Source organism: Variovorax nivicola (assembly GCF_051216475.1).
Taxonomy (GTDB): Bacteria; Pseudomonadota; Gammaproteobacteria; order Burkholderiales; family Burkholderiaceae_C; genus Variovorax.
In genome coordinates this window covers 436,188-456,408 of the sequence record NZ_JBPJZK010000004.1, presented here as the reverse complement: position 1 = coordinate 456,408, position 20,221 = coordinate 436,188, and the positions used below count along the sequence as shown (strand labels likewise).

Here is a 20,221-nt window from a genome sequence, read left to right as displayed (position 1 = left end):
CATGCCTTCTCGGCATGGTCGCGTGTCTTTAACTTGAACACTTTCCTGCTCATGACGCGTCTTGCTTCCCTGTCCTTCGTCGCCCTCGCCGCTGCGCTCGCATGCGGCGCCGCGGCCGCACAGACCGCTTTCCCCGCCACGCTCTCCGGCCACGCCGTGCTGCCCGCGCAAAGCTTTGTGGCCGCGCCCAAAGATGCGCCTGCCGACCTGCAGGTCAGCGGCAAGTTCACGACCGGCAAGCGCGTCGAAGTGGTCGGCACGGTCGAAGGTCTTTCGGCCGGCCGCGGCACCGGCGTGTCGGTGCCCTTCAAGGGCCAGCCCCTGCAGGGCCACTCTGGCATCAAGAAGATGGACGACGGCAGCTTCTGGATCCTCACCGACAACGGTGCGGGCGCCAAGGCCAACTCGCCCGACTTCATGCTCTACCTGAACCACTACAAGGTGGACTTCAAGGGCGGCAAGCTCAATCGCATCAACACCATCTTCCTGCACGACCCCGACAAGAAGGTGCCCTTCCGCATCGTCCACGAAGGCACCAAGCAGCGCTACCTGACGGGCTCGGACTTCGACCCCGAGAGCTTCCAGTTCGCCGGCGGCGCGCTGTGGATCGGCGAAGAATTCGGCCCCTTCCTCATCAAGGCCGACCTGAAAGGCAAGGTGCTCGCGGTGTTCGACACGCAGGTCGACGGCAAGGCCGTGCGCTCGCCCGATCATCCGGCCGTCACCACGCCGGGCGCACCGGGTGGCGCGGTCGACTTCCAGATCAAGCGCTCCAAGGGTTTCGAAGGCATGGCCTCGTCGAAGGACGGCAGCAAGCTCTATGCGCTGCTCGAAGGCCCGGTGTGGAATGCCGAGGCCAAGGACTACGAAAAGGTCGAAGGCAAGGAAGCGCTGCGCGTGCTGGAGTTCGACGTGGCCACCGAGAAGTGGACCGGCCGCCACTGGAAATACGTGCTCGAAGCCAATGGCAACGCCATCGGCGACTTCAACATGATCGACGGCACCACGGGCCTCATCATCGAGCGCGACAACGGCGAAGGCACGAGCGACAAGGCCTGCCCCGAAGGCCAGAAACGCACCGACTGCTTCCACGACATCGCCAAGTTCAAGCGCGTCTACAAGGTCGAGCTGAGCGATGCGAACGTGGGCGGCCCGGTGCGCAAGATCGGCTACATCGACCTGCTGAACATCGCCGACCCCGACAAGCTCGCGCGCAAGCCGTTGAACGACGGCGTGCTCAAGTTCCCGTTCTTCACGATCGAGAACGTCGACGTGGTCGACGCCACGCACATCGTGGTCGGCAACGACAACAACCTGCCCTTCTCGAGCAGCCGCGAGCCGAACAAGGCGGATGACAACGAGCTGGTGTTGCTGGAAGTCGGGGCGTTGCTGCAGGCGAAGTAAGTTGCCATGGCCGGGGCGAAAGCCCCGGCTCGCAGGCTGGGTGGTAGGGAAAAGTTCTCGCCAGATGAGTATCATTCTCATCTTCGCCAGTCCTTTTCCCTCTTCATGAATCTCCGAACGACCCCGCCCGCCGTCCGGCGCGCGCCGTGACCGTCGGCGTTCGATATCGCCTCGGCGTGGCCTCTCGCGCAGTAGCAGCCATCGCGGGCGGCTACGGCGTCGCCGCCCTGTCCGCCGCCGTACTCGCGCTCTGCCTGCCAGCCGCCTTCGGCATGCCACGCAGCGAAGCCGCGATGACCGGCACTCTCGCTTCCTTCGCCATCTTCGCCTTCGCAGTGATGTGGGTCTTTGCCGCGCGCACCGCGCTGTGGGCTTGGTCCGGCCTCATCATCGTCGCGGCGCCGCTGGCTCTGCTGTTGCTGCTGCTCATGCGCACCACCGGAGACGCCGCATGAAGGAAGGCTTCCGCCAGTCGATGGCATGGCTGCACACCTGGTCTGGCCTGCTGGTCGGCTGGGTGCTGTTCATGGTGTTCGCGGCGGGCACGGCTTCGTATTTCAAGGACGAGATCACGTTCTGGATGAAGCCGGAGCTGCACGCGGTCGCGCAGAACGTCGTGCCGCCGGTCAAGGCTGCCGAGAGCGCCGTGGCCTACCTGCAGCAGCGCGGCGCGGACAGCCCGCGCTGGTTCATCAACCTGCCTAACGAGCGCCAGCCGTCGACCGACGTGCTGTACCTCGCGCCGCCCGCACCAGCCGCTGCTGCTACTGCAGCAAAGCCCGGCGAGAAACCCCGCCGCCGCTTCGACCGCGCCTCGCTCGACCCCGCCACCGGCGTAGCCATCAGCGCACCGCGCGTTACGCGCGGCGGCGAGTTCTTCTACCGCCTGCACTTCGACCTGCACTACATGCCCGCGCTGTGGGCACGCTGGATCGTCGGCTTCTGCGCGATGTTCATGCTGGTGGCGATCTTCAGCGGCATCGTCACGCACAAGCGCATCTTCAAGGACTTCTTCACCTTCCGCCCGAAGAAGGGCCAGCGCTCATGGCTCGACGCGCACAACGTGACAGCGGTGCTCGCACTGCCCTATCACCTGATGATCACGTACACGGGCCTGGTTACGCTGATGTTCATGTACATGCCCTGGGGTCCGCAGGTGGCCTACAAGGACCGCGGCGGCGAGCAGGCCTTTTTCGCCGAGGCATTCCCCGGCGGTGGTCGCGACCAGTTCAAGGCCTCGGGTAACAGGGTGCCGCTCGCGCCCATCGCGCCGATGATGGCGCAGGCCTCCGCGCACTGGGGCGGCGCGGCGGTGGGCCGCGTCACGGTGCATCAGCCCAACGACGCCAACGCGGTGGTCTCGCTCACGCGCGCCGAGGGGCCGCAGCTGTCGTACGACCAGCCGTCGATGCAGTTCAACGGCGCGACCGGCGCATTGATCGGCGCGTTCGGCGACGTGCCCAAGCCGGCGGCCGAGACGCGCGGCGTGCTCTACGGCCTGCACATTGGCCGCTTCGGCGATCCGCTGCTGCGCGCGCTGTTCTTCCTCTCGGGGCTCGCGGGCTGCCTGATGGTCGCGACGGGGCTTCTGATGTGGGCCGTGAAGGAACGGCAGAAGTTCGCGAAGACGCTCAAGCAGGGCGAGCGCGTCAGCTTCGGGCTGCGGCTGGTCGACGGACTGAATCTCGGCGCCATCGCCGGCCTGCCCGTCGCGATGGCTGCCTTCTTCTGGGCCAATCGCCTGCTGCCGGTCGACGTGGCCGAGCGTGGCGAAGCGGAGATCCACTGGTTCTTCATCGTCTGGGGCGCGACCGCCGTGCTGGGCCTGTTGCGGCCCACATTGCGCATGTGGCAGGCGCAGCTCGCACTGGGCGCACTGCTGTTCGCGGGGTTGCCGGTGCTCAATGCGTTCACCGGTCCCGCGCCGCTGACCGTGAGCCTGCGCACTGGCCCGACCTCGGTGGCGGGCTTCGACCTGGTCGTGATCGCGCTGGGCCTGGGGCTCGTGGGCGCGGCATGGATCGTGGAGCGCAAGCGGCGCAAGTCGATCGCGAAGCAGGCGGCAGCGAAGACGCCACCATCACCGCCATCGGCGCTCGCCACTTCGGGCCAGGGCTCATGACGACCGACTCGCTGCTCCTCGGCCTCGTATTCGCCGCATCGCTTGCGGGCTTCTGCGCGCTGAGCCTCGCCATGGACCGCCACAGCGAAGACGTCTTCGGCCGCGGCAGCACGCCGGGCCCGTGGCGGCGCTGGCTGCAACTGGGTGGCGTCGCGCTGCTGTGCCTGTCGCTGGTCGCGAGCCTGCGGGCGGCGGGCAGCACGATCGGCTGGGTGCTCTGGCTGGGTGCGCTCACGGCGGCCGCGCTCTTCACGGTGGGGCTGCTCAGCTATGCGCCACGCCGCTTTCACTGGATCGCATTTGCGGCCGCGGCGGTCACGCTGTGCAGCTTGCTGTTCTACCTGCTGCCCGCCGCGTCGATCACGACATGACGCGCGGCGCCTGCCTGCTCGTCGCGCTCTTCATGCCGGCCGCCGCACCGAGCTGCCGCCTGACAGCACGCCCTGCGTCATCGGCAGCGCCATGAAGTCGTGCGGGAAGCCCATCGTGACGGCGCTTGCTGCATCGAGGCGCTGCAGAGCGGAGCCGTCGAGCTCCACATCGAGCGCGCCGAGGTTGTCCTCGAACTGCGCGAAGGTGCGAGCGCCGATGATCGGCATCACCGTCGGCGCACTGCGGTGCAGCAGCCACGCCAGCGCAATCTGCGCGGGCGAGCGGCCCTGTTCCTTCGCGACCTGCGCAACCACGCCGGCGATGTCGAGCGAGCGGGCGGTCAGCGCGCCGTTGCCGGCCGCCACGTCCTTGCGCGAACCCGTCACGCCCGAATCGGGGTCCTTGCGATAGTCCAGGTCAGCGCGCGTGTATTTGCCCGACAGCACACCGCTGCCCAGCGGCGACCACGCCATCACGCCCAGCCCGAGTTCGTGCGCCATCGGCAGCAGCTCGCGCTCCACGGTGCGTTCGATCAGGCTGTATTCGATCTGCAGCGCCACCAGCGGCGCCCAGCCGCGCAGCTCGGCCAGCGTCTGCATGCGCGCGACCTGCCAGGCCGGCGTGTCGGAGATGCCCGCGTACAGCACCTTGCCCGAGCGCACGAGGTCGTCGAAGGCGCGCATCACTTCGTCGAAGGGTGTGAGGTTGTCCCAGATGTGCAGGTACAGCAGGTCGATGTAGTCGGTGCCCAGGCGCTTCAGGCTGGCCTCCACCGAGCGGACCATGTTGCGGCGGTGATTGCCGCCCGCGTTCGGGTTGCCCGGCTGCATGTTGAGCGAGTACTTGGTGGCCACGACCACCGACTCGCGCCTGTCGGCGATGAACTGGCCCAGCAGCCGTTCAGAACTGCCGTTGGTATAGAAGTTGGCGGTGTCGATGAAGTTGCCGCCGCGGTCCACGTACGCATCGAACATGCGGCGCGATTCGCCCGCGTCCGCGCCCCAGCCCCATTCCTGGCCGAAGGTCATCGTGCCCAGCGACACGGGGCTGACGCGCAGGCCGGAGCGGCCGAGGGTGAGGTAGTTGTCGAGCTTCATGGCGAATGTCCTTTCGAGGTGAGATGGCAGCGTTGGCCTGGCGACAAAGTTACCTGCCGGACGCCATGGAACAAAGCCGTGCCACCTTCAAGCTTTATGAAGCCCCGCTTCAAGACGCAGGACCTGGCGGCGCATTGGACTAAAGTCCGATGACGGGCTCGATGGCTTGCATCAGCATCCGAATCTCCTTGTTGCTGCGGCCAGTCGACCTCATGCGGCTGGCCGTTTTCACGCCTTGGCCTTGACCATCCGATGAGCACTTCGCCGCCCGCGCCCTCCGACGATCCGGTGTTCGCCTCCCGCATGGCCGCACTGCGGCGCAACCTGCCCTTTGCCCTGCTCGGCGTCATGCTGACCGTGGCGCTGGTCATCGCAGCCCTGCACAGCGTCGTGCCGCATGCGCAACTGGCTGCCTGGGCCGCGGCCAACGCTGTGCTGACGGCTGCTCGCGGCGCGGGCGCATGGCGCTACCGCCTCGCGAAAGATGGCGCGGGTCTGCATCGATGGCGCCGCTACACGCTGGCAGGCACGGTGCTCGGCGGCCTGCTGTGGGGCCTGCCCATTGCCTGGTGGATGCTGAGCGTGCCCATGGCCCATCAGATGTTCCTGGTCATCGCATTGCTGACCATGGGAACGGGCGCCATCTATGCCTACTGCATCGACCTTCCGTTGCTCTACGGCTTCCAGGTGCCGTACTTCCTGCCGTCGATGATCTCGATGGCCTTTCTTCAGGAGCCGCTGCTGGAGGTGATGGCGCTTGCCGGCGTGCTCTATCTCTTCGTGACCCTGGCCTTCGCGCACCGCATGCACCGCACGCAGGTCGACTCCCTGCGGCTGGGGTTCGAGAACCTCGACCTTTTGAAGCAGCTGAAACTGGAGAAGGAAGCTGCCGAGCGCAGCGACCTTGCCAAGTCGCGCTTCCTGGCCGCCGCCAGCCACGACCTGCGCCAGCCGGTGCATGCCTTGAGCCTGTTCGTCGGCGTGCTGCGCGAGCAGGCGTTGCCTTCGCTCAGCCGACATCTGGTGGACAACATCTCGCGTGCGACGCAGGCCATGGGCGCGCTGTTCGAAGGCCTGCTCAACCTCTCGCGACTGGATGCCGGTGTGGTGCGGGCGCGGGTGCAGCCCGTTGCGCTGGCCGGGCTGCTAGAACAGATCGCGTTGGAGTTTGCGCCGCAGGCCGCGGCCCGTTCTCTGGCGCTGCGTATGCGGCCTTCCGATGCCGCGGTGCTGTCTGACCCGGCGCTGCTCGACCGCATCTTGCGCAACCTGGTGGACAACGCCATCCGCCACACGAAGCACGGCGGCGTGCTCGTCGGTTGCAGGCGTGCGGGGAACGCCCTTCGCATCGAGGTGTGGGACACCGGCCCCGGCATCCCGTCCGAGGAGCATGAACGCGTGTTCTGGGAGTTCCATCAACTGGGCAACCCCGAGCGCGACCGTGCCAAGGGACTGGGCCTGGGGCTGGCCATCGTGCGTCGCACGGCTGCATTGCTGAGGCATCCGCTCGCGATGCGATCGCGTGTCGGGCGGGGCACCGTCTTTGCGTTGACGGTGCCGACGGCGAAAGTCGGCGCCCCCCTGCATGGCGCAACCCAGGACACGGCTTCGCAGGCGCTCCCGCAAACAGAGTCGGAGTCCGCACTCATCCTCGTGATCGAGGACGACGCGCCCAGCCGCCACGGTCTGCAGTTGCTGCTGCAAGGCTGGGGGCATCGCGTGGTCGCCGCTGCCGGCGTGGCCGAAATGCTCGAGCTGACCGCCGTGATGCCCGGCAAGCCGAGTCTCATCGTCAGCGACTACCGCCTGCGCGAGCACGAGACCGGCATCGAGGCCATCGACCGCCTGCACGAGGAATACAACGACGACGCCATTCCCGCGTTGCTGGTCAGCGGCGACACCGATCCGCAGCGCCTGATCGAGGTGGCCGCGCGCGGATGGCCCCTGCTGCACAAGCCGGTGGACCCGGCGCTGCTGCGCGCGGCAATGGCGCAGCTGCTGGCCTGATCAGCGGACCCAGGGCCGCGGTGGCACCGGTGGCGGGATGCGCTGCGGCTGCCCGCCGACAGGCACGGCGGGATTGGAAGAAGACACCAGCGTGGGCGCCGAAATTTCGAAGGCGTCGTAGTTGCCCAGCGCCAGCGCATAGGCGACCAGGTTGGCCAGCTGCGTGGCGCCGCCCTCGTTCGCCGACGGCGGCTTGAGCACCGGCTTGCTGCCGGGCTGGTACGGCTTGCCCTTGGGGTTCATGCCTGTCAACACCTGTCGGGCATCCGCGCGGGCCGTGTGATACGCATTGAACACCACGTCCTTGGCGATATCGACCATGCGTTCCGAGATCTGGTCGGTGTCCTTGTGCATCAGCTCGGCAACGCGCTCGGCACGCACCTGCATGCCTTCCACGTAGGCGTTGATCTTGATGAGCTGCTGGCGCAGGTCGGACGCGGCCATGCGCACCTTGGCCGCCACGCCCGGATAGAGCACGGCATCGTTCAGGCCGGTGATCTGGTCCGGCATGGAATTGATCAGGTTGGTGATGTGCTTGTACTGCGTCATGGCCGCTTCCGCGGCGGCCATCGCATCGCGGTCGTCGCGAAAGAGCGCTGCGGTGTCTTCGTTGCCGCGCTTTGCGATCACGCCGTCGGCCTCACGGATGCTCTTGCCGTGCAGGTAGCGGTCGAGGCCGCCTTCGGCCTCGCCGACGATCAGGCCCCCGAGCTTGATGGTGCCAGTCACTACCTGCTTGAGGTACTTGGCGCCGGGCACCGGAATGGCGCCCAGCCCCGCCTTGGCCACGGCGGCAACGCCCTTGAGCACCAGCTTCTGCATGTCGGCGGTGTTGCCGCAGTACTCGCCCAGCAGCATGGTGAGCTTCTTCTTGAACGGCACGCTGAAGCTGTCGTTCGACTTGGCGCGGAAGGCATCCCAGGTCCGCTCGACCAGGTCGGTCTTCTGGACGACGGCCGCGCTCACCACGCCCCAGTCCTTGGTGCGCATCCGGTCAAGGAGCATGCGCACACCTGCCGACATTTCTTTCTCGTAGTACTCGGAGAGGCTCTTTCCGAGCTCGTCGAATCTGGTTTGCGGAATATCAAGCATGTATGTAGAACTCTCGGTGTGTGGTGGCGGAGCGATCGGCCTCGATGCTAGGTCGGGCTCGTGTGCGGCGCATTGGACCAAAGGCCAATGGCAGGCGCCATCACACAAACTAGCGAGGCCGGCCCAGGAGCCCGGCACGGCGGGCCACGATCACGGCCTGGGTGCGGCTGTTCACGTCGAGCCCGGCGAAGATGGCCGAGATGTGTGCCTTCACGGTTCGCTCGGTGGTGCTCAGCCGTTGCGCGATGTCGGCGTTGCGCAGGCCCTCGCACAGCAAGTGCAGCACCTCGGTCTGGCGCCCGGACAGGCGGGTCAGCGGATCGACGGTGCCCGCCAGGATCGGCATCGATGCCGGACCGAGTGGCGATGCCCACACCACACCGCTTTGCCCCTGCATGACGCGGCGCAGGGCATCCATCAGCTGCCTGCTGTCGGCCGACTTGTGCACGAAGCCGTGCGCGCCTTCGGCCAGCGCGGTCTCGGCGTCCTGCGGATCTTCGGATGCCGACAGCACGAGGATGCGCAGGCCGGCCCGGCGCCGGCGCAACTGGCCCAGGAGCGCGGCGCCCGCCACGTCGGGCAGGTAGAAGTCAGTCATCACTGCATCCGGCACCGAGGGCATCTGCGCAAGCAGCGCCAGCGCTTCGGTGCCGTTGCCGGCCGTCTCAATCACAAGGGTGGGATCTTCCTGGCGCAAGGCCAGTGCCAGGCCCTCGCGGAACATGGCGTGATCGTCGATCAGCAGGATGGTGGGCATGGGCTGGGAAATGACCCGGGCGGGTACTTGTTAACTGGCTCCGGACTCTATCTGTGCCATCGGCCAGATGATTATTAATAAAAACGACTTGTTGCGTGGATAGATTGCGCGGGCTGCATCGGACAACCGTCCGGTCCGTGCGGGTTTTCAATCTTTTCATCCACTCCACCATGTCGTCCCTCTCGTCTTTCAGCCGCCCCTTCGCCATCACTCTTGTCGCGGCACTCTGCCTTTCGGCATGCGGAGGAGGCGGCGACGGCGGCGCCTCGTTCCCCATCACCGGCACGCCACCGGCCACCACGAATCCGCCTGCCGTTGTCGTGGCTGGCCCGCCGAAGGACCTGGGCTTCACCGACACCGCGCCCGTGCCGGATACGGTCGCCGTCCCGCCCTTCGTCGACAACGTCGCGACCAACCAGCGCGGCGATGCGCGCTATGCGACCAAGGAAACCAATGCCGGCGTGCGCGTGGTGGCCGGTTTCCTCGACTTCTGGCAGCCCAGCACCCTGCTGGTCGATGCAGGCGCGCCGGCCCCCGCGCAGGGCAGCTTTCCGGCAGTCGTTGCATCCACATGGAGCGGCATTCCGGGCGACGCCACGGACGGCAAGATCCTCAACAGCGGGGTGCTGAACAGCAATATCCAATTCGTCGTCGACGTCACCAACGCGCGCACCAGCGCACAGGAGCTGGCCGCCTACCTGGACGACCGCCGCGGCAAGGGCTACAGCATCAGCGACGGCATGGGCCCGCTCACCAGCGCTTGGCGCACCGCCACACAGCAGAGCACCACCATCACCGGCATTGCAGCCGACGCCACCACCGTGCTCTACAACGACGGCGGCAGCGACATCGGCGTGCCCGGCGCCGCCAACCCCACCTTCGGCACCGTGGTGGACCTGCTCAACAACATCGGCGAGAACGGCTCCACCGAACCGGCCAAGCGCTTCTACAAGTACGCGCGCCCGTGGCGCTGGAGCAGCAGCGTGAAGGTCGTGCCCGCGCTGGAGCCCGCCAAGAGCAGCACGCCCGCCACCGACGGCGGCTTCGTGAGCGGCCACACGGCCGAGGCCGTGCGCAAGGCCATCGCCTTCGGCTACGTGGTGCCGCAGCGATTCCAGGAGATGGTGGCGCGCGGCCTCGAACTCGGCGAGAACCGCATCCTCGCGGGCATGCATTCGCCGCTGGACGTGGTCGGCGGGCGCATTCAGGGGCAGGCCGTGGCGGCTGCGAGCCTGGCCACCGGCGGCAATGTCTCGCGCAAGAGCGCGGCCTACGCGCAGGCGCAGTCGGTGCTGATGGCCGCGGTGGGCGCGAGCGATGCCGCTGCCTTCAACAACTTTGCGCATTCGCAAGGCACCACGGCCGACCGCTTCGCCGACCATGCCGCGAGCAAGGCCGACTACCTGCGCCGCCTGACCTTCGGCTTCAAGCAGGTGGCTGATGCGACCAAGCCCGCCGTGGTGCCCAAGGGCGCCGAAGTGCTGCTCGAAACGCGCCTGCCCTACCTCGACGCCACCCAGCGCCGCGTGGTGCTCAAGACCACGGCAGTGCCGTCGGGCTACCCGGTGATGGACGACCCCGAAGGCTGGGGCCGCCTCAACCTGTTCGACGCGGCCGACGGCTACGGCGTCTTCAACGGCGACGTGGTCGTGACCATGGACGCCAGCCTTGGCGGCTTCAATGCGCTGGACAGCTGGCGCAACAACATCTCCGGTGCCGGCAAGCTCACCAAGAAGGGCAGCGGCACGCTCGCGCTCGGCGGCAGCAACAGCTACGCAGGCGGCACGCAGCTTGCGGAAGGCACGCTGCAGGCGGATGCTGCCGCGGCCTTCGGCAAGGGCAATGTCTACGTCGGTGGCGGCACGCTGGTCTGCAATGCGCCTTCGACGGTCACGATGGTGGGCGCCTACACGCAGGTGGCAGGCACGACGCTGCAGCTGAATCTCGGCGGCAACGGTGCTGGTCGCCTGAGCGTGGCCGGCGTGGCCGCACTGGACGGAACGCTGACCCTGAGCTTCAAGCCAGGTTTTGTGCCCAGCGCGGGCGACACGCTCACGGTCATCAGCAGCGGTGCCCTGACTGGCCGCTTCTCGGCCATCAACGCGCCGGGCTTCAAGGTCACGCCGACCTATACGGGAACGCAGCTCGTCGTGCGCTTCGACGCATGAACTAGCGGGGCTGCCATGGCATCTTTGTGAAGCCCGTCTTCATAATGGCCGCCATGTCCCCCGAGCTCCTGCCCGCCATCGCCGCCTTTGCCCGCGTGGCGCACCACGCCAGCTTCACGCGCGCCGCGCAGGAGCTGGGCGTGTCGCCCTCGGCCCTCTCGCAGACCATGCGCACGCTCGAACAAAAGCTCGGCGTGCGGCTGCTCGACCGCACCACGCGCCGCGTCGGCGTGACGGAGCTGGGCCAGCAGTTTCTCGAAGGCGCGCAGCCCGCGCTGGCCGCGCTCGCGCAGGCGGTCGAAGGCATCGACGAGGCGCGCGACAAGCCGGCCGGCCTGCTGCGCCTGAACGTCTCGCGCGTGGCGGCCGAGCTGCTCTTCTTTCCGCACTTCGGCGCGTTCGCCGCCGCCTACCCGGACATCACGCTCGAGTTCGTATGCGACAACCGCATGGTCGATCTCGTGGAAGGCGGCTTCGACGCCGGCATCCGCCTGGGCGAAAGCCTGGCGCAGGACGTGGTGGCGGTGCCGGTGGGCGGGCCGGTGCGCATGGTGACCTACGCGGCTCCCAGCTACCTGAAGGGACGCAAGCTGCCGCACACACCCGAAGACCTGCGCGAGCACCAGTGCCTGAACTACCGCCTGACCACGGGCGGCATCTATCGCTGGGAGTACGCGCAGGACGGGCGCGTGCTGGACGTCGAACTCGCCGGCCCGCTGACAAGCAACGACAGCGACCTGCTGCTGGCTGCCGCACGCTCGGGCGCAGGCATTGCAACGTCTTTCGAGGGCGCGGTGCGCGAAGACTTTGCAAGCGGCAAGCTGGTGCCGCTGCTGGAGCCCTGGTGGCCGACCTTCCCGGGCTTCTACCTCTACTACCCGAGCCGCGCGCAGATGCCGCGCAAGCTGCGGGTGTTCATCGACTTCCTGCAGGCGCGGCATGCGCCGCCGCCGGTGTCGCAGCGGGCCGTCAGGCCCGCATCAGCGCCTCGATCTCGTCCGCCTTCACAGGCACGCCGCGCGAAATGAGCTCACACCCGGTGGCCGTGACGATCGCGTCGTCCTCGATGCGGATGACCCTCAAGCGGGCGAGGTCTGGTCGGTGAAGCGCAAGCACCGACGCGGCTATCCACCCAGGGCCAAGGGGGTGAGTTAGCGATGGAGTTGAGCAGTGAAGATGCCTCTGGGTGCGGCACCGCTTTGCTGTGTCAATTCCGCCCTGACTCATTACTTGCCAGCAGGCTCAGACCCAGATTTCTTGTCTATCTTTGTGAACAGTTCTTTCAACAACTCGTCGGCCATCTCATCCGGAGATCTTCTTGCCAGCGAAGTGCGACGAATTTCTCCTACCGCGATCAGTTTTCCAGAATTGGCATCGCGAGCTTTGATAGTGAGTTTGAGCAAATACATGGACATGTCCCAAGCCCATCGGTCATCGTAGGTGAGGACCACATCCATCGGTTCGCTGGGCTTGGCTGTAGCCCCCACTACGGCGGTGTACCCCATCGACTTCAACTGTTCCGCAATGATGCGGTCCACGTTGTAGCCATCGCCCTGTACCGTTTGCACATAGATCCTGCGCATATCTGGAGGGACTTTTTTGCTGGACGTCGTGAGATCTACGGCACATCCGGACAGCATGATCAAGACGAACGAAATCCATACCCAGAACCAGCGCGATGCGATGCTGCGAATTGGAGCCACTACTTGCTTCCCTCCAATTGAATCTGGCATTCGTCGAGCAGGTTCTTGCTCTGTGCAACGTGGAACGCAGATCCCACATACATGGTGACCAATGTTCCGTGCGTTGACTCCTCCAAGTCAAAAACTCGCATGGTGATAGCGCCAGCCCGAAGGGCGACTGAATCTTCACTCGTCGCAACCTCATAAGAGGTCGCTTTCAGTTTGCCAGCCAAGCATGCGGCCACTTTTGATTTACTGGCCTCAATCTCCTTTATCTCGCGGGCTGGCATCTTGCGAAGTGTTTCCGAAGAGATTGAACACCCAGCCAGCAGAACCAGTGTCGGTATCGATGCAATCGCAAATCTTCCGAATACCCTCGCCACGTCTTCTCCTATTTTCTTGTTGTCGGTAACGCCCGAATCGGGCACGGGCAATCAGCCACGCATCAGCGCCTCGATCTCGTCCGCCTTCACGGGCACGCCGCGCGAAATGAGTTCGCAGCCGGTGGCCGTGACGATCGCGTCGTCCTCGATGCGGATGCCGATGTTGTGGAACTGCTCCGGCACGCCGTCGGCGGGCCGCACGTAGATGCCGGGTTCCAGCGTCAGCACCATCCCGGGATGCAGGATGCGGCTGGGCCGGTTCTTGATGACTTCGTTCGACAGCGGATCTTTGCGCTCGCTCACTTCGCCGACCTGGGTGGGCTCGACGTAGCTGCCGCAGTCGTGCACGTCCATGCCGAGCCAGTGGCCGGTGCGGTGCATGTAGAACTGAAAGTAGGCGCGCGAGTCGATCACGTCCTGCACGTTGCCGACCTTGTTGGCGTCGAGCAGGCCGAAGTCGAGCATGCCCTGCGCCAGCACCTTCACCGCCGCGTCGTGCGGGTCGGTGAAGCGGTTGCCGGCCTTGGTGGCGGCGGCCGCGGCGTCCTGGCTGGCCAGCACCAAGTCGTACAGCGCGCGCTGCGGGCCGCTGAACTTGCCGTCGCCCGGAAAGGTGCGCGTGATGTCGCTCGCGTAGCCGTCGAGCTCGCAGCCCGCATCGATCAGCACCAGCTCGCCCTTTTGCACTGGCGCCGCGTCAGCGCGGTAGTGCAGCACGCAGGCATTGGCGCCGGCCGCGACGATGGAGTAGTAGGCCGGGTACTGCGAGCCGCCGAGGCGGAACTCGTGCAGCAGCTCGGCGTCGAGGTGGTACTCGCGTGCATCCTTGCCCTCACGCAGCATGCGGGCCGAGAGCTGCATGGCGCGGACGTGCGCGCGGGCGCTGATCTGCGCGGCGCGGCGCATGATGTCCTGCTCGTGCGCGTCCTTGATCAGGCGCATCTCGTCGAGCGGGCCGCACAGGTCGCGCTGCTCCTCGGGGCACAGCGCGCCGTAGCGCACGCGGGCGCGCACCGACTGCAGCCAACCGTCGATGCGGGTCTCCAGGCCCTTGTGGATGGCGAACGGGAACCACACGGTCGAGCGGTTTTCGAGCAGCTTGGGCAGTTTCGCATCGAGGTCGGTGACCGAGAACGCCTCGTCGACGCCGAGCGCCGCGGGCGCCGCGTCGGGGCCGAGGCGGTAGCCGTCCCAGATCTCGCGCTCCAGGTCTTTCGGCGCGCAGAACAGCGTGGCACGGCCGTCGCCCGCCAGCACCAGCCAGGCGTTGGGCTCGGTGAAACCGGTCAGGTAATAGAAGTAGCTGTCGTGGCGATACAGGAAGTCGGTATCGCGATTGCGCGGACGCTCGGGCGCGGTCGGGATGATCGCGATGCCGTCCTTGCCCAGTTGCGAGGCGAGGCGCGCACGGCGCTCGGCGTAGATCGTCGTCGTGGAGGCTGCTGCTGAAGTCATCTTGGCGTGGTGTTCAGTTGGGCGAGTCGTTCGGGGGTGCCCACATCGGTCCAGGGGCCGGTGTAGAGCTCGGCGCTCACGAGTTCATTGTCCATCGCGGCGCGCAGGATCGGCGCCAATGGGGCTTTGCGGCCGGCCGGGTTGCCGGGCGGGATGTCGCAGTACGGCGTTGCGAAGAGCGCGGCGCGGTAGAGGCCGATGGTCGAGAAGGTGAACTTCTCGGGCGCGGTGTTGAGCGCGAGGCCGTCCGCCGAGAGGCCGAAATCGCCCTTCGTGTTGTGCGCCGGATTCGGCACCAGCCACAGGTGCGCGAGCTTGCCGCTGGCGATGAAGCGGTCGACCGAGGCCTGCGAGAAGGTGAATTCCGGCGCGAACACGTCGCCGGCCGCGACCCAGAACACGTCGCCGAGCAGGGGCAGCGCACGCACGATGCCGCCGGCCGTTTCGAGTGCGCCGCCGAAGTCGCGGCCTTCGTCGGAGTATGAAATCGATAGCGCAACATGCCCGTCCAGCAAGGGAGCTGGGCCGAAACGGTCAGAAATCTGTGCACCGAGCCAGTCGGTGTTGACGACCAGTTCGGTGAAGCCGCCAGCGGCCAGCGCCTCCATCGGCCACTGCATCAGAGGTTTGCCGTGCACCTCCAGCAGGGGCTTGGGGCAGGTGTCGGTCAATGGCCGCATGCGCTCGCCGCGCCCTGCGGCCAGGATCATGGCCCGTATCGCGCTCACGCTGCGATCTGCCCGCGTCGCAGTTCGTTGCGCTCGCTATGACGGGGCTGGAACACCGACACCAGGCACTCCATCAGCGCATGCGCCTTGGCCGAATGATCGCCGCCGAAATTGCAGACGTACACGTCGAGCGTCACGCCGCGCTGCTCGGGCCAGGTGTGGATGCACAGGTGCGATTCGGCCAGCAGCACGGTGGCCGTCACGCCGCCCGGCCCCTGCGGCGTGGCAGGGAAGGAATGGACGATCTTGCCCACCGCCTGCAGCCCCGCGGCCGACACCGCCTTGATGCAGACCGCTCCCAATGCGGGGCCGTCGGTCAGCCATTGGAGGCCGCATTGGCAGTCGTGAAGGTCGGCGGTGAGGTGCAGCCCGTGCATGGGTGGCAACTCTAGCAGTCTGCCCGCCGCACAAGAACATCGGAAGGGTGTTCGGGCCGTATCGGGGCCGTCCGGGGCTCGCCCGGTAAAATCGCGGGTTCTCCCGACCCCAACCCTCCCTTTTCCCTCCGAAAGTCCACCGCACATGGCAAACCACGCCCTGATGGCCAACGCAATCCGCGCTCTGGCTATGGATGCCGTCCAACAAGCAAATTCCGGACATCCGGGCGCACCGATGGGCATGGCCGACATGGCCGTCGCACTCTGGGGCGAACACCTGCGCTACAACCCCGCCAACCCGCACTGGTTCGACCGCGACCGCTTCGTGCTGTCCAACGGCCATGCCTCGATGCTGCTGTACTCGGTGCTGCATCTCACCGGCTACGACCTGCCCATCGGCGAAATCAAGAACTTCCGCCAGCTGCACAGCAAGACCGCCGGCCACCCTGAAGTCGACGTGACCCCGGGCGTGGAAACCACCACCGGCCCGCTGGGCCAGGGCATCACCAACGCCGTGGGCTTCGCGCTGGCCGAGAAGCTGCTCGCCGCCGAGTTCAACCGCAAGGACCACGACGTGGTCGATCATCACACCTACGCCTTCCTGGGCGACGGCTGCATGATGGAAGGCATCAGCCACGAAGCCTGCGCGCTGGCCGGCGCCTGGCACCTGAACAAGCTGATCGCGCTGTACGACGACAACGGCATCAGCATCGACGGCCAGGTCAAGCCCTGGTACATCGACAACGTGGCCGAACGCTTCCACGCCTATGGCTGGCACGTGATCGGCCCGATCGACGGCAACGACGCCGCCGAAGTGTCCAAGGCCATCGCCAAGGCCAAGCAGTCGACCGACAAGCCCACGCTGATCAACTGCAAGACCGTCATCGGCAAGGGCAGCCCGAACCGCGCCGGCACCGCCAAGGCGCACGGCGAGGCGCTCGGCGCCGAAGAAATCAAGCTCACGCGCGACGCCATCGACTGGCACTACCCGCCCTTCGAGATCCCGGCCGAGGTGTATGCCGACTGGAATCACAAGGAAGCCGGCGCCAGGACCGAAGCCGCCTGGAACGACAAGTTCGCCGCCTACGCCGCCGCGTTCCCCGAACTGGCCGCCGAGTTCACCCGCCGCATGAAGGGCGAGCTGCCCAAGGACTTCCACCAGGTCGCCTTCGACACCGTGGTCGCTGCCCACACCAAGGCCGAGACCGTCGCCAGCCGCAAGGCCAGCCAGCTCGCGCTCGAAGCCTTCACGGCCGCGCTGCCCGAAATGCTCGGCGGCAGCGCCGACCTGACCGGCTCGAACCTCACCAACACCAAGAGCACGCCCGCGCTGCGCTTCGACGCCAAAACCGGCGCCGTGGTCCGCACCGAGCCCACCGAACAGCACCCCGAAGGCCAGATCGGCCGCCACATCAACTACGGCGTGCGCGAGTTCGGCATGGCCGCCATCATGAACGGCGTGTCGCTGCACGGCGGCTACATCCCCTACGGCGGCACCTTCCTCACCTTCAGCGACTACAGCCGCAACGCCATCCGCATGGCCGCGCTGATGAAGCGCCGCGTGGTGCACGTGTTCACGCACGACTCCATCGGCCTCGGCGAAGACGGCCCGACGCACCAGTCGATCGAGCACGCCGCCTCGCTGCGCCTCATTCCGAACCTCGACGTCTGGCGTCCGGGTGACACGGCAGAAACGGCCGTGGCCTGGGCCGTGGCGCTGCAGAACCAGTCGCGTCCCACGGCGCTGCTGCTGAGCCGCCAGAACATCGCCTACGCGGCGAAGTCGGAGCTGGGCGACATCAGCCGTGGCGCCTACGTGCTGTCCGAGCCGGAAGCCGTCGGCCTGAAGAACAAGAAGACCGTGGCCGTGATCATCGCCACCGGTTCTGAAGTGCAACTCGCGATTGCCGCGCAGAAGCTGCTGGCCGACAAGAAGATCGCCGTGCGCGTGGTGTCGATGCCCTCGACCACCACCTTCGACCGCCAGGACCTCGCCTACAAAAAGGCCGTGCTGCCGAAGAAGCTGCCGCGCATCGCCGTCGAAATGGGCTGCACCGGCGGCTGGTGGAAGTACGGCTGCGCTGCCGTCGTCGGCATCGACACGTACGGCGAATCGGCGCCCGCGCCGGAGCTGTTCAAGTACTTCGGATTCACGGCGGAGAACGTGGCCGCTACGGTGGAAGCCGCATTGCGCAACTGATCGCGCCGGTTCACGACAAACAAGTTTTTCAACCTTAGGAGCAAGTCAGATGGCTATCAAACTCGGTATCAACGGCTTCGGCCGCATCGGTCGCAACGTGCTGCGCGCAGCAGTGCAGAACTTCAAGAACGACATCGAGATCGTTGCCATCAACGACTTGCTCGAGCCCGACTACCTCGCCTACATGCTTCAGTACGACTCGGTGCATGGCCGCTTCAAGGGCGAAGTCACGGTTGAAGGCAACACGCTGATCGTGAACGGCAAGAAGATCCGCCTGACGCAGGAGCGCGACCCCGCGCAACTGAAGTGGAACGAAGTCGGCGCCGACGTCGTGCTCGAATCGACCGGCCTGTTCCTCACCAAGGAAACGGCGCAGAAGCACATCGACGCGGGCGCGAAGAAGGTCATTCTGTCGGCACCGTCAAAGGACGACACCCCCATGTTCGTCTACGGCGTGAACGACAAGAAGTACGCCGGCGAAGCCATCATCAGCAATGCCAGCTGCACCACCAACTGCCTGGCCCCGCTGGCCAAGGTGCTGAACGACAAGTGGGGCATCAAGCGCGGCCTGATGACCACCGTGCACGCAGCCACTGCCACGCAGAAGACCGTGGACGGCCCGAGCAACAAGGACTGGCGCGGCGGCCGCGGCATCCTGGAAAACATCATTCCCTCGAGCACCGGTGCTGCCAAGGCCGTGGGCGTGGTGATCCCCGAGCTCAACAAGAAGCTCACGGGCATGAGCTTCCGCGTGCCGACCTCCGACGTGTCGGTGGTCGACCTGACGGTCGAGCTGGTGAAGGAAGCCACGTACAAGGAAATCTGCGCCGAAATGAAGGCACAGAGCGAAGGCGCGCTCAAGGGCGTGCTGGGCTACACCGAAGACAAGGTCGTGGCCACCGATTTCCGCGGCGACCCGCGCACCTCGATCTTCGACGCCGAAGCCGGCATCGCGCTGGACGGTACGTTCGTGAAGCTCGTGAGCTGGTACGACAACGAATGGGGCTACTCGAACAAGTGCCTGGAGATGGTGAAGGTCGTTTCGAAGTAAGGCTTCGAAGCTCCAATGAAAACGCGCCCTCGGGCGCGTTTTTTTATTTGGCGACAAGAACGCTTTAAGGGCTCAACGCAACTTCTCGTTCCTGCGAATCTCGCTGCTCAGCTGTGACGTCAACCGCGTTGCAGCCCTTCGAGCCGCCAGCCCGAAGTCGCCCTTGAACTCGCCGAACTCCGCCGTGCCGTTGCCCGTAGCACGCACACGCGTGACTTCGGCGCCCGCCGCGTCGGTCACCACGCACGACACCTCGGCCGTGAACGAGGTCGGCGGCCAGCTGATGAACGACGACGAGCTGGAGTCGGTCTTGATGCGCGGTGCGAACACCAGCGACACACCGGCCGCCTCGTTCACCTTCGCGTCGCCGGCAGTGCGCAGCACCACCACGTCGCGGTACACCGCGCGCAGTGCATCGCGGATCGACTTCTCCAGGTCGCGGTACGGGTAGTAGCTCACGCGGTCGCCGCTGCCGCCGGGGGTGATCACTTCCAGGTCGCGATCCGCATTGGTCATCACGTAGGCAACCTTCTTCTGAATCAGGTGCGCCTGCGAACGTTGCGGCGCGGTCTCGGTGATCATCGTGATCGGATGCACGCAGCCAGCGAGCAGCAGGGTCACGAGTGCCGCGCCCGTAACACGTCGAATCGCGGTCATCGGAAGTAAGAAGAACATCATCATCGAAGCGCCTCCAGGCCTGTGAGGTCAGCGGCCGATGGCGGCCACGAACTGCGGATCGGCATACACCTGCCGCAGCAAGGCGCGCACGAGGCGCGGGTACGCGGCCTGTCCGGCTGGCACGGCGACGATGCTCGCGTAGCTCGAATCGAAGGCGATCTCCGCGCGGTAGGTCTTGCGCAGGCGCTGCGTGCCATCGCGCGTGACGGTGACTTCGACGTCCATGCGGCCGGTGCCGTTGATCACGCCGAGGTCAATCTCGTTGACGACGATGCGCGCCGCGATGCGAGTGGGCGCCTTCGGGTCGTAGACGGAAATCTCGCTGAGGTCGCGCATCAGCGCGTCTTGCAGGTATTGCGCGAAGCTGCCGCTGGACGACAGCAGCCTGGCGCTGCGAAGACGCACGGTGTTGACCTTGTCTTCCGCTTCGGTGGGCTGTGCTTTCACGAGCGCAACAGGCCCGGGGCGCGTGGCCTCGAGTCGGTCGAGCGTCTCGTAGTCGGCCGCGTAGGGCGGCGCCAGCAACGGCGCGCAGCCGGTCGTCAGAGCAAGGGCGGCCAGCAGTGCGCCGGGCGCGAGCCAGGCGCGCAAGCGGAAACCTCGCGAACGAAAGATCGCCATGCCTGCAGTCCTTCTCTCCATGCGGCC

Annotated in this window: 18 protein-coding genes and 1 pseudogene; 9 read left to right on the top strand and 10 right to left on the bottom strand. The window is 66.3% G+C overall.

Annotation, left to right across the window (positions count from 1 at the left end; all coding sequences use genetic code 11):
* The first annotated feature begins 51 nt into the window (after window positions 1–51).
* The 4 genes from ACSFBF_RS18890 to ACSFBF_RS18875 all read left to right on the top strand — a co-directional run bounded on the left by ACSFBF_RS18890 (window position 52) and on the right by ACSFBF_RS18875 (window position 3,897).
* A complete protein-coding gene (locus ACSFBF_RS18890; RefSeq protein WP_435469567.1) occupies window positions 52–1,404 on the top strand; it encodes an esterase-like activity of phytase family protein in 1,353 nt (450 codons plus the stop codon).
* 146 nt (window positions 1,405–1,550) lie between these two features.
* The gene (locus tag ACSFBF_RS18885; RefSeq protein WP_435469566.1) at window positions 1,551–1,859 is read left to right on the top strand and encodes an iron transporter; all 309 of its coding nucleotides are present in this window, start codon (window positions 1,551–1,553) and stop codon (window positions 1,857–1,859) included.
* Window positions 1,856–3,526, top strand: coding sequence for a PepSY-associated TM helix domain-containing protein (locus ACSFBF_RS18880; protein ID WP_435469564.1), 1,671 nt, complete (start codon window positions 1,856–1,858; stop codon window positions 3,524–3,526). The genes ACSFBF_RS18885 and ACSFBF_RS18880 overlap by 4 nt, the downstream gene beginning before the upstream one ends.
* On the top strand, window positions 3,523–3,897 hold the full coding sequence (locus ACSFBF_RS18875) for a DUF3325 domain-containing protein (RefSeq protein ID WP_435469562.1): 375 nt from the start codon (window positions 3,523–3,525) through the stop codon (window positions 3,895–3,897). Before ACSFBF_RS18880 ends, ACSFBF_RS18875 begins: the two co-directional genes overlap by 4 nt.
* A 30-nt stretch (window positions 3,898–3,927) precedes the next feature.
* Here the strand turns inward: ACSFBF_RS18875 and ACSFBF_RS18870 are convergent, their stop codons facing one another.
* Window positions 3,928–4,995: an aldo/keto reductase gene (locus ACSFBF_RS18870; RefSeq protein ID WP_435469560.1), complete on the bottom strand. Its 1,068-nt coding sequence runs from the start codon at window positions 4,993–4,995 to the stop codon at window positions 3,928–3,930.
* A 252-nt stretch (window positions 4,996–5,247) separates the two neighbouring features.
* Between ACSFBF_RS18870 and ACSFBF_RS18865 the strand changes: the two genes are divergently transcribed.
* Complete coding sequence (locus tag ACSFBF_RS18865; protein WP_435469558.1) at window positions 5,248–7,002, top strand: ATP-binding response regulator; 1,755 nt, start codon at window positions 5,248–5,250, stop codon at window positions 7,000–7,002.
* Here ACSFBF_RS18865 and ACSFBF_RS18860 read toward each other — a convergent pair whose 3' ends face one another.
* Window positions 7,003–8,007 carry a hypothetical protein gene (locus ACSFBF_RS18860; protein ID WP_435469556.1) on the bottom strand — a complete coding sequence of 335 codons (1,005 nt, stop codon included), beginning with the start codon at window positions 8,005–8,007 and terminating at the stop codon, window positions 7,003–7,005.
* A gap of 196 nt (window positions 8,008–8,203) precedes the next feature.
* A complete protein-coding gene (locus ACSFBF_RS18855) occupies window positions 8,204–8,851 on the bottom strand; it encodes a response regulator transcription factor (protein WP_435469554.1) in 648 nt (215 codons plus the stop codon).
* A 170-nt stretch (window positions 8,852–9,021) separates the two neighbouring features.
* On the opposite strand from ACSFBF_RS18855, the gene ACSFBF_RS18850 reads away from it, so the two are divergent.
* Window positions 9,022–11,019, top strand: a complete 1,998-nt coding sequence (locus ACSFBF_RS18850) for an acid phosphatase (RefSeq protein ID WP_435469552.1) — start codon at window positions 9,022–9,024, stop codon at window positions 11,017–11,019.
* A 44-nt stretch (window positions 11,020–11,063) separates the two neighbouring features.
* Window positions 11,064–11,945: pseudogene (locus tag ACSFBF_RS18845) on the top strand (LysR family transcriptional regulator); the annotation flags it as partial.
* A gap of 300 nt (window positions 11,946–12,245) precedes the next feature.
* Here the strand turns inward: ACSFBF_RS18845 and ACSFBF_RS18840 are convergent.
* The 5 genes from ACSFBF_RS18840 to speD are packed head-to-tail and all read right to left on the bottom strand — an operon-like array spanning window position 12,246 to window position 15,644.
* On the bottom strand, window positions 12,246–12,722 hold the full coding sequence (locus tag ACSFBF_RS18840) for a hypothetical protein (protein WP_435469550.1): 477 nt from the start codon (window positions 12,720–12,722) through the stop codon (window positions 12,246–12,248).
* Window positions 12,722–13,129: a hypothetical protein gene (locus ACSFBF_RS18835; protein ID WP_435469548.1), complete on the bottom strand. Its 408-nt coding sequence runs from the start codon at window positions 13,127–13,129 to the stop codon at window positions 12,722–12,724. Before ACSFBF_RS18835 ends, ACSFBF_RS18840 begins: the two co-directional genes overlap by 1 nt.
* A 6-nt stretch (window positions 13,130–13,135) precedes the next feature.
* Complete coding sequence (locus ACSFBF_RS18830) at window positions 13,136–14,539, bottom strand: aminopeptidase P N-terminal domain-containing protein (protein WP_435469546.1); 1,404 nt, start codon at window positions 14,537–14,539, stop codon at window positions 13,136–13,138.
* Complete coding sequence (locus ACSFBF_RS18825) at window positions 14,536–15,249, bottom strand: nucleotidyltransferase family protein (protein ID WP_435469544.1); 714 nt, start codon at window positions 15,247–15,249, stop codon at window positions 14,536–14,538. The genes ACSFBF_RS18830 and ACSFBF_RS18825 overlap by 4 nt, the downstream gene beginning before the upstream one ends.
* 14 nt (window positions 15,250–15,263) lie before the next feature.
* Window positions 15,264–15,644 carry an adenosylmethionine decarboxylase gene (gene speD, locus ACSFBF_RS18820; RefSeq protein WP_435469542.1) on the bottom strand — a complete coding sequence of 127 codons (381 nt, stop codon included), beginning with the start codon at window positions 15,642–15,644 and terminating at the stop codon, window positions 15,264–15,266.
* Between the two features lie 145 nt (window positions 15,645–15,789).
* Between speD and tkt the strand changes: the two genes are divergently transcribed.
* Window positions 15,790–17,844 carry a transketolase gene (gene tkt / locus ACSFBF_RS18815; RefSeq protein ID WP_435469540.1) on the top strand — a complete coding sequence of 685 codons (2,055 nt, stop codon included), beginning with the start codon at window positions 15,790–15,792 and terminating at the stop codon, window positions 17,842–17,844.
* A 49-nt stretch (window positions 17,845–17,893) separates the two neighbouring features.
* The gene (gap, locus tag ACSFBF_RS18810; protein ID WP_435469538.1) at window positions 17,894–18,895 is read left to right on the top strand and encodes a type I glyceraldehyde-3-phosphate dehydrogenase; all 1,002 of its coding nucleotides are present in this window, start codon (window positions 17,894–17,896) and stop codon (window positions 18,893–18,895) included.
* A 72-nt stretch (window positions 18,896–18,967) separates the two neighbouring features.
* Here the strand turns inward: gap and ACSFBF_RS18805 are convergent, their stop codons facing one another.
* Both ACSFBF_RS18805 and ACSFBF_RS18800 read right to left on the bottom strand, forming a co-directional pair.
* Entirely contained in the window at window positions 18,968–19,552 is a 585-nt protein-coding gene (locus ACSFBF_RS18805; RefSeq protein WP_435469536.1) for a hypothetical protein, read from the bottom strand.
* A gap of 48 nt (window positions 19,553–19,600) precedes the next feature.
* Window positions 19,601–20,194, bottom strand: coding sequence for a hypothetical protein (locus ACSFBF_RS18800; protein ID WP_435469534.1), 594 nt, complete (start codon window positions 20,192–20,194; stop codon window positions 19,601–19,603).
* Window positions 20,195–20,221: the final 27 nt, after the last annotated feature.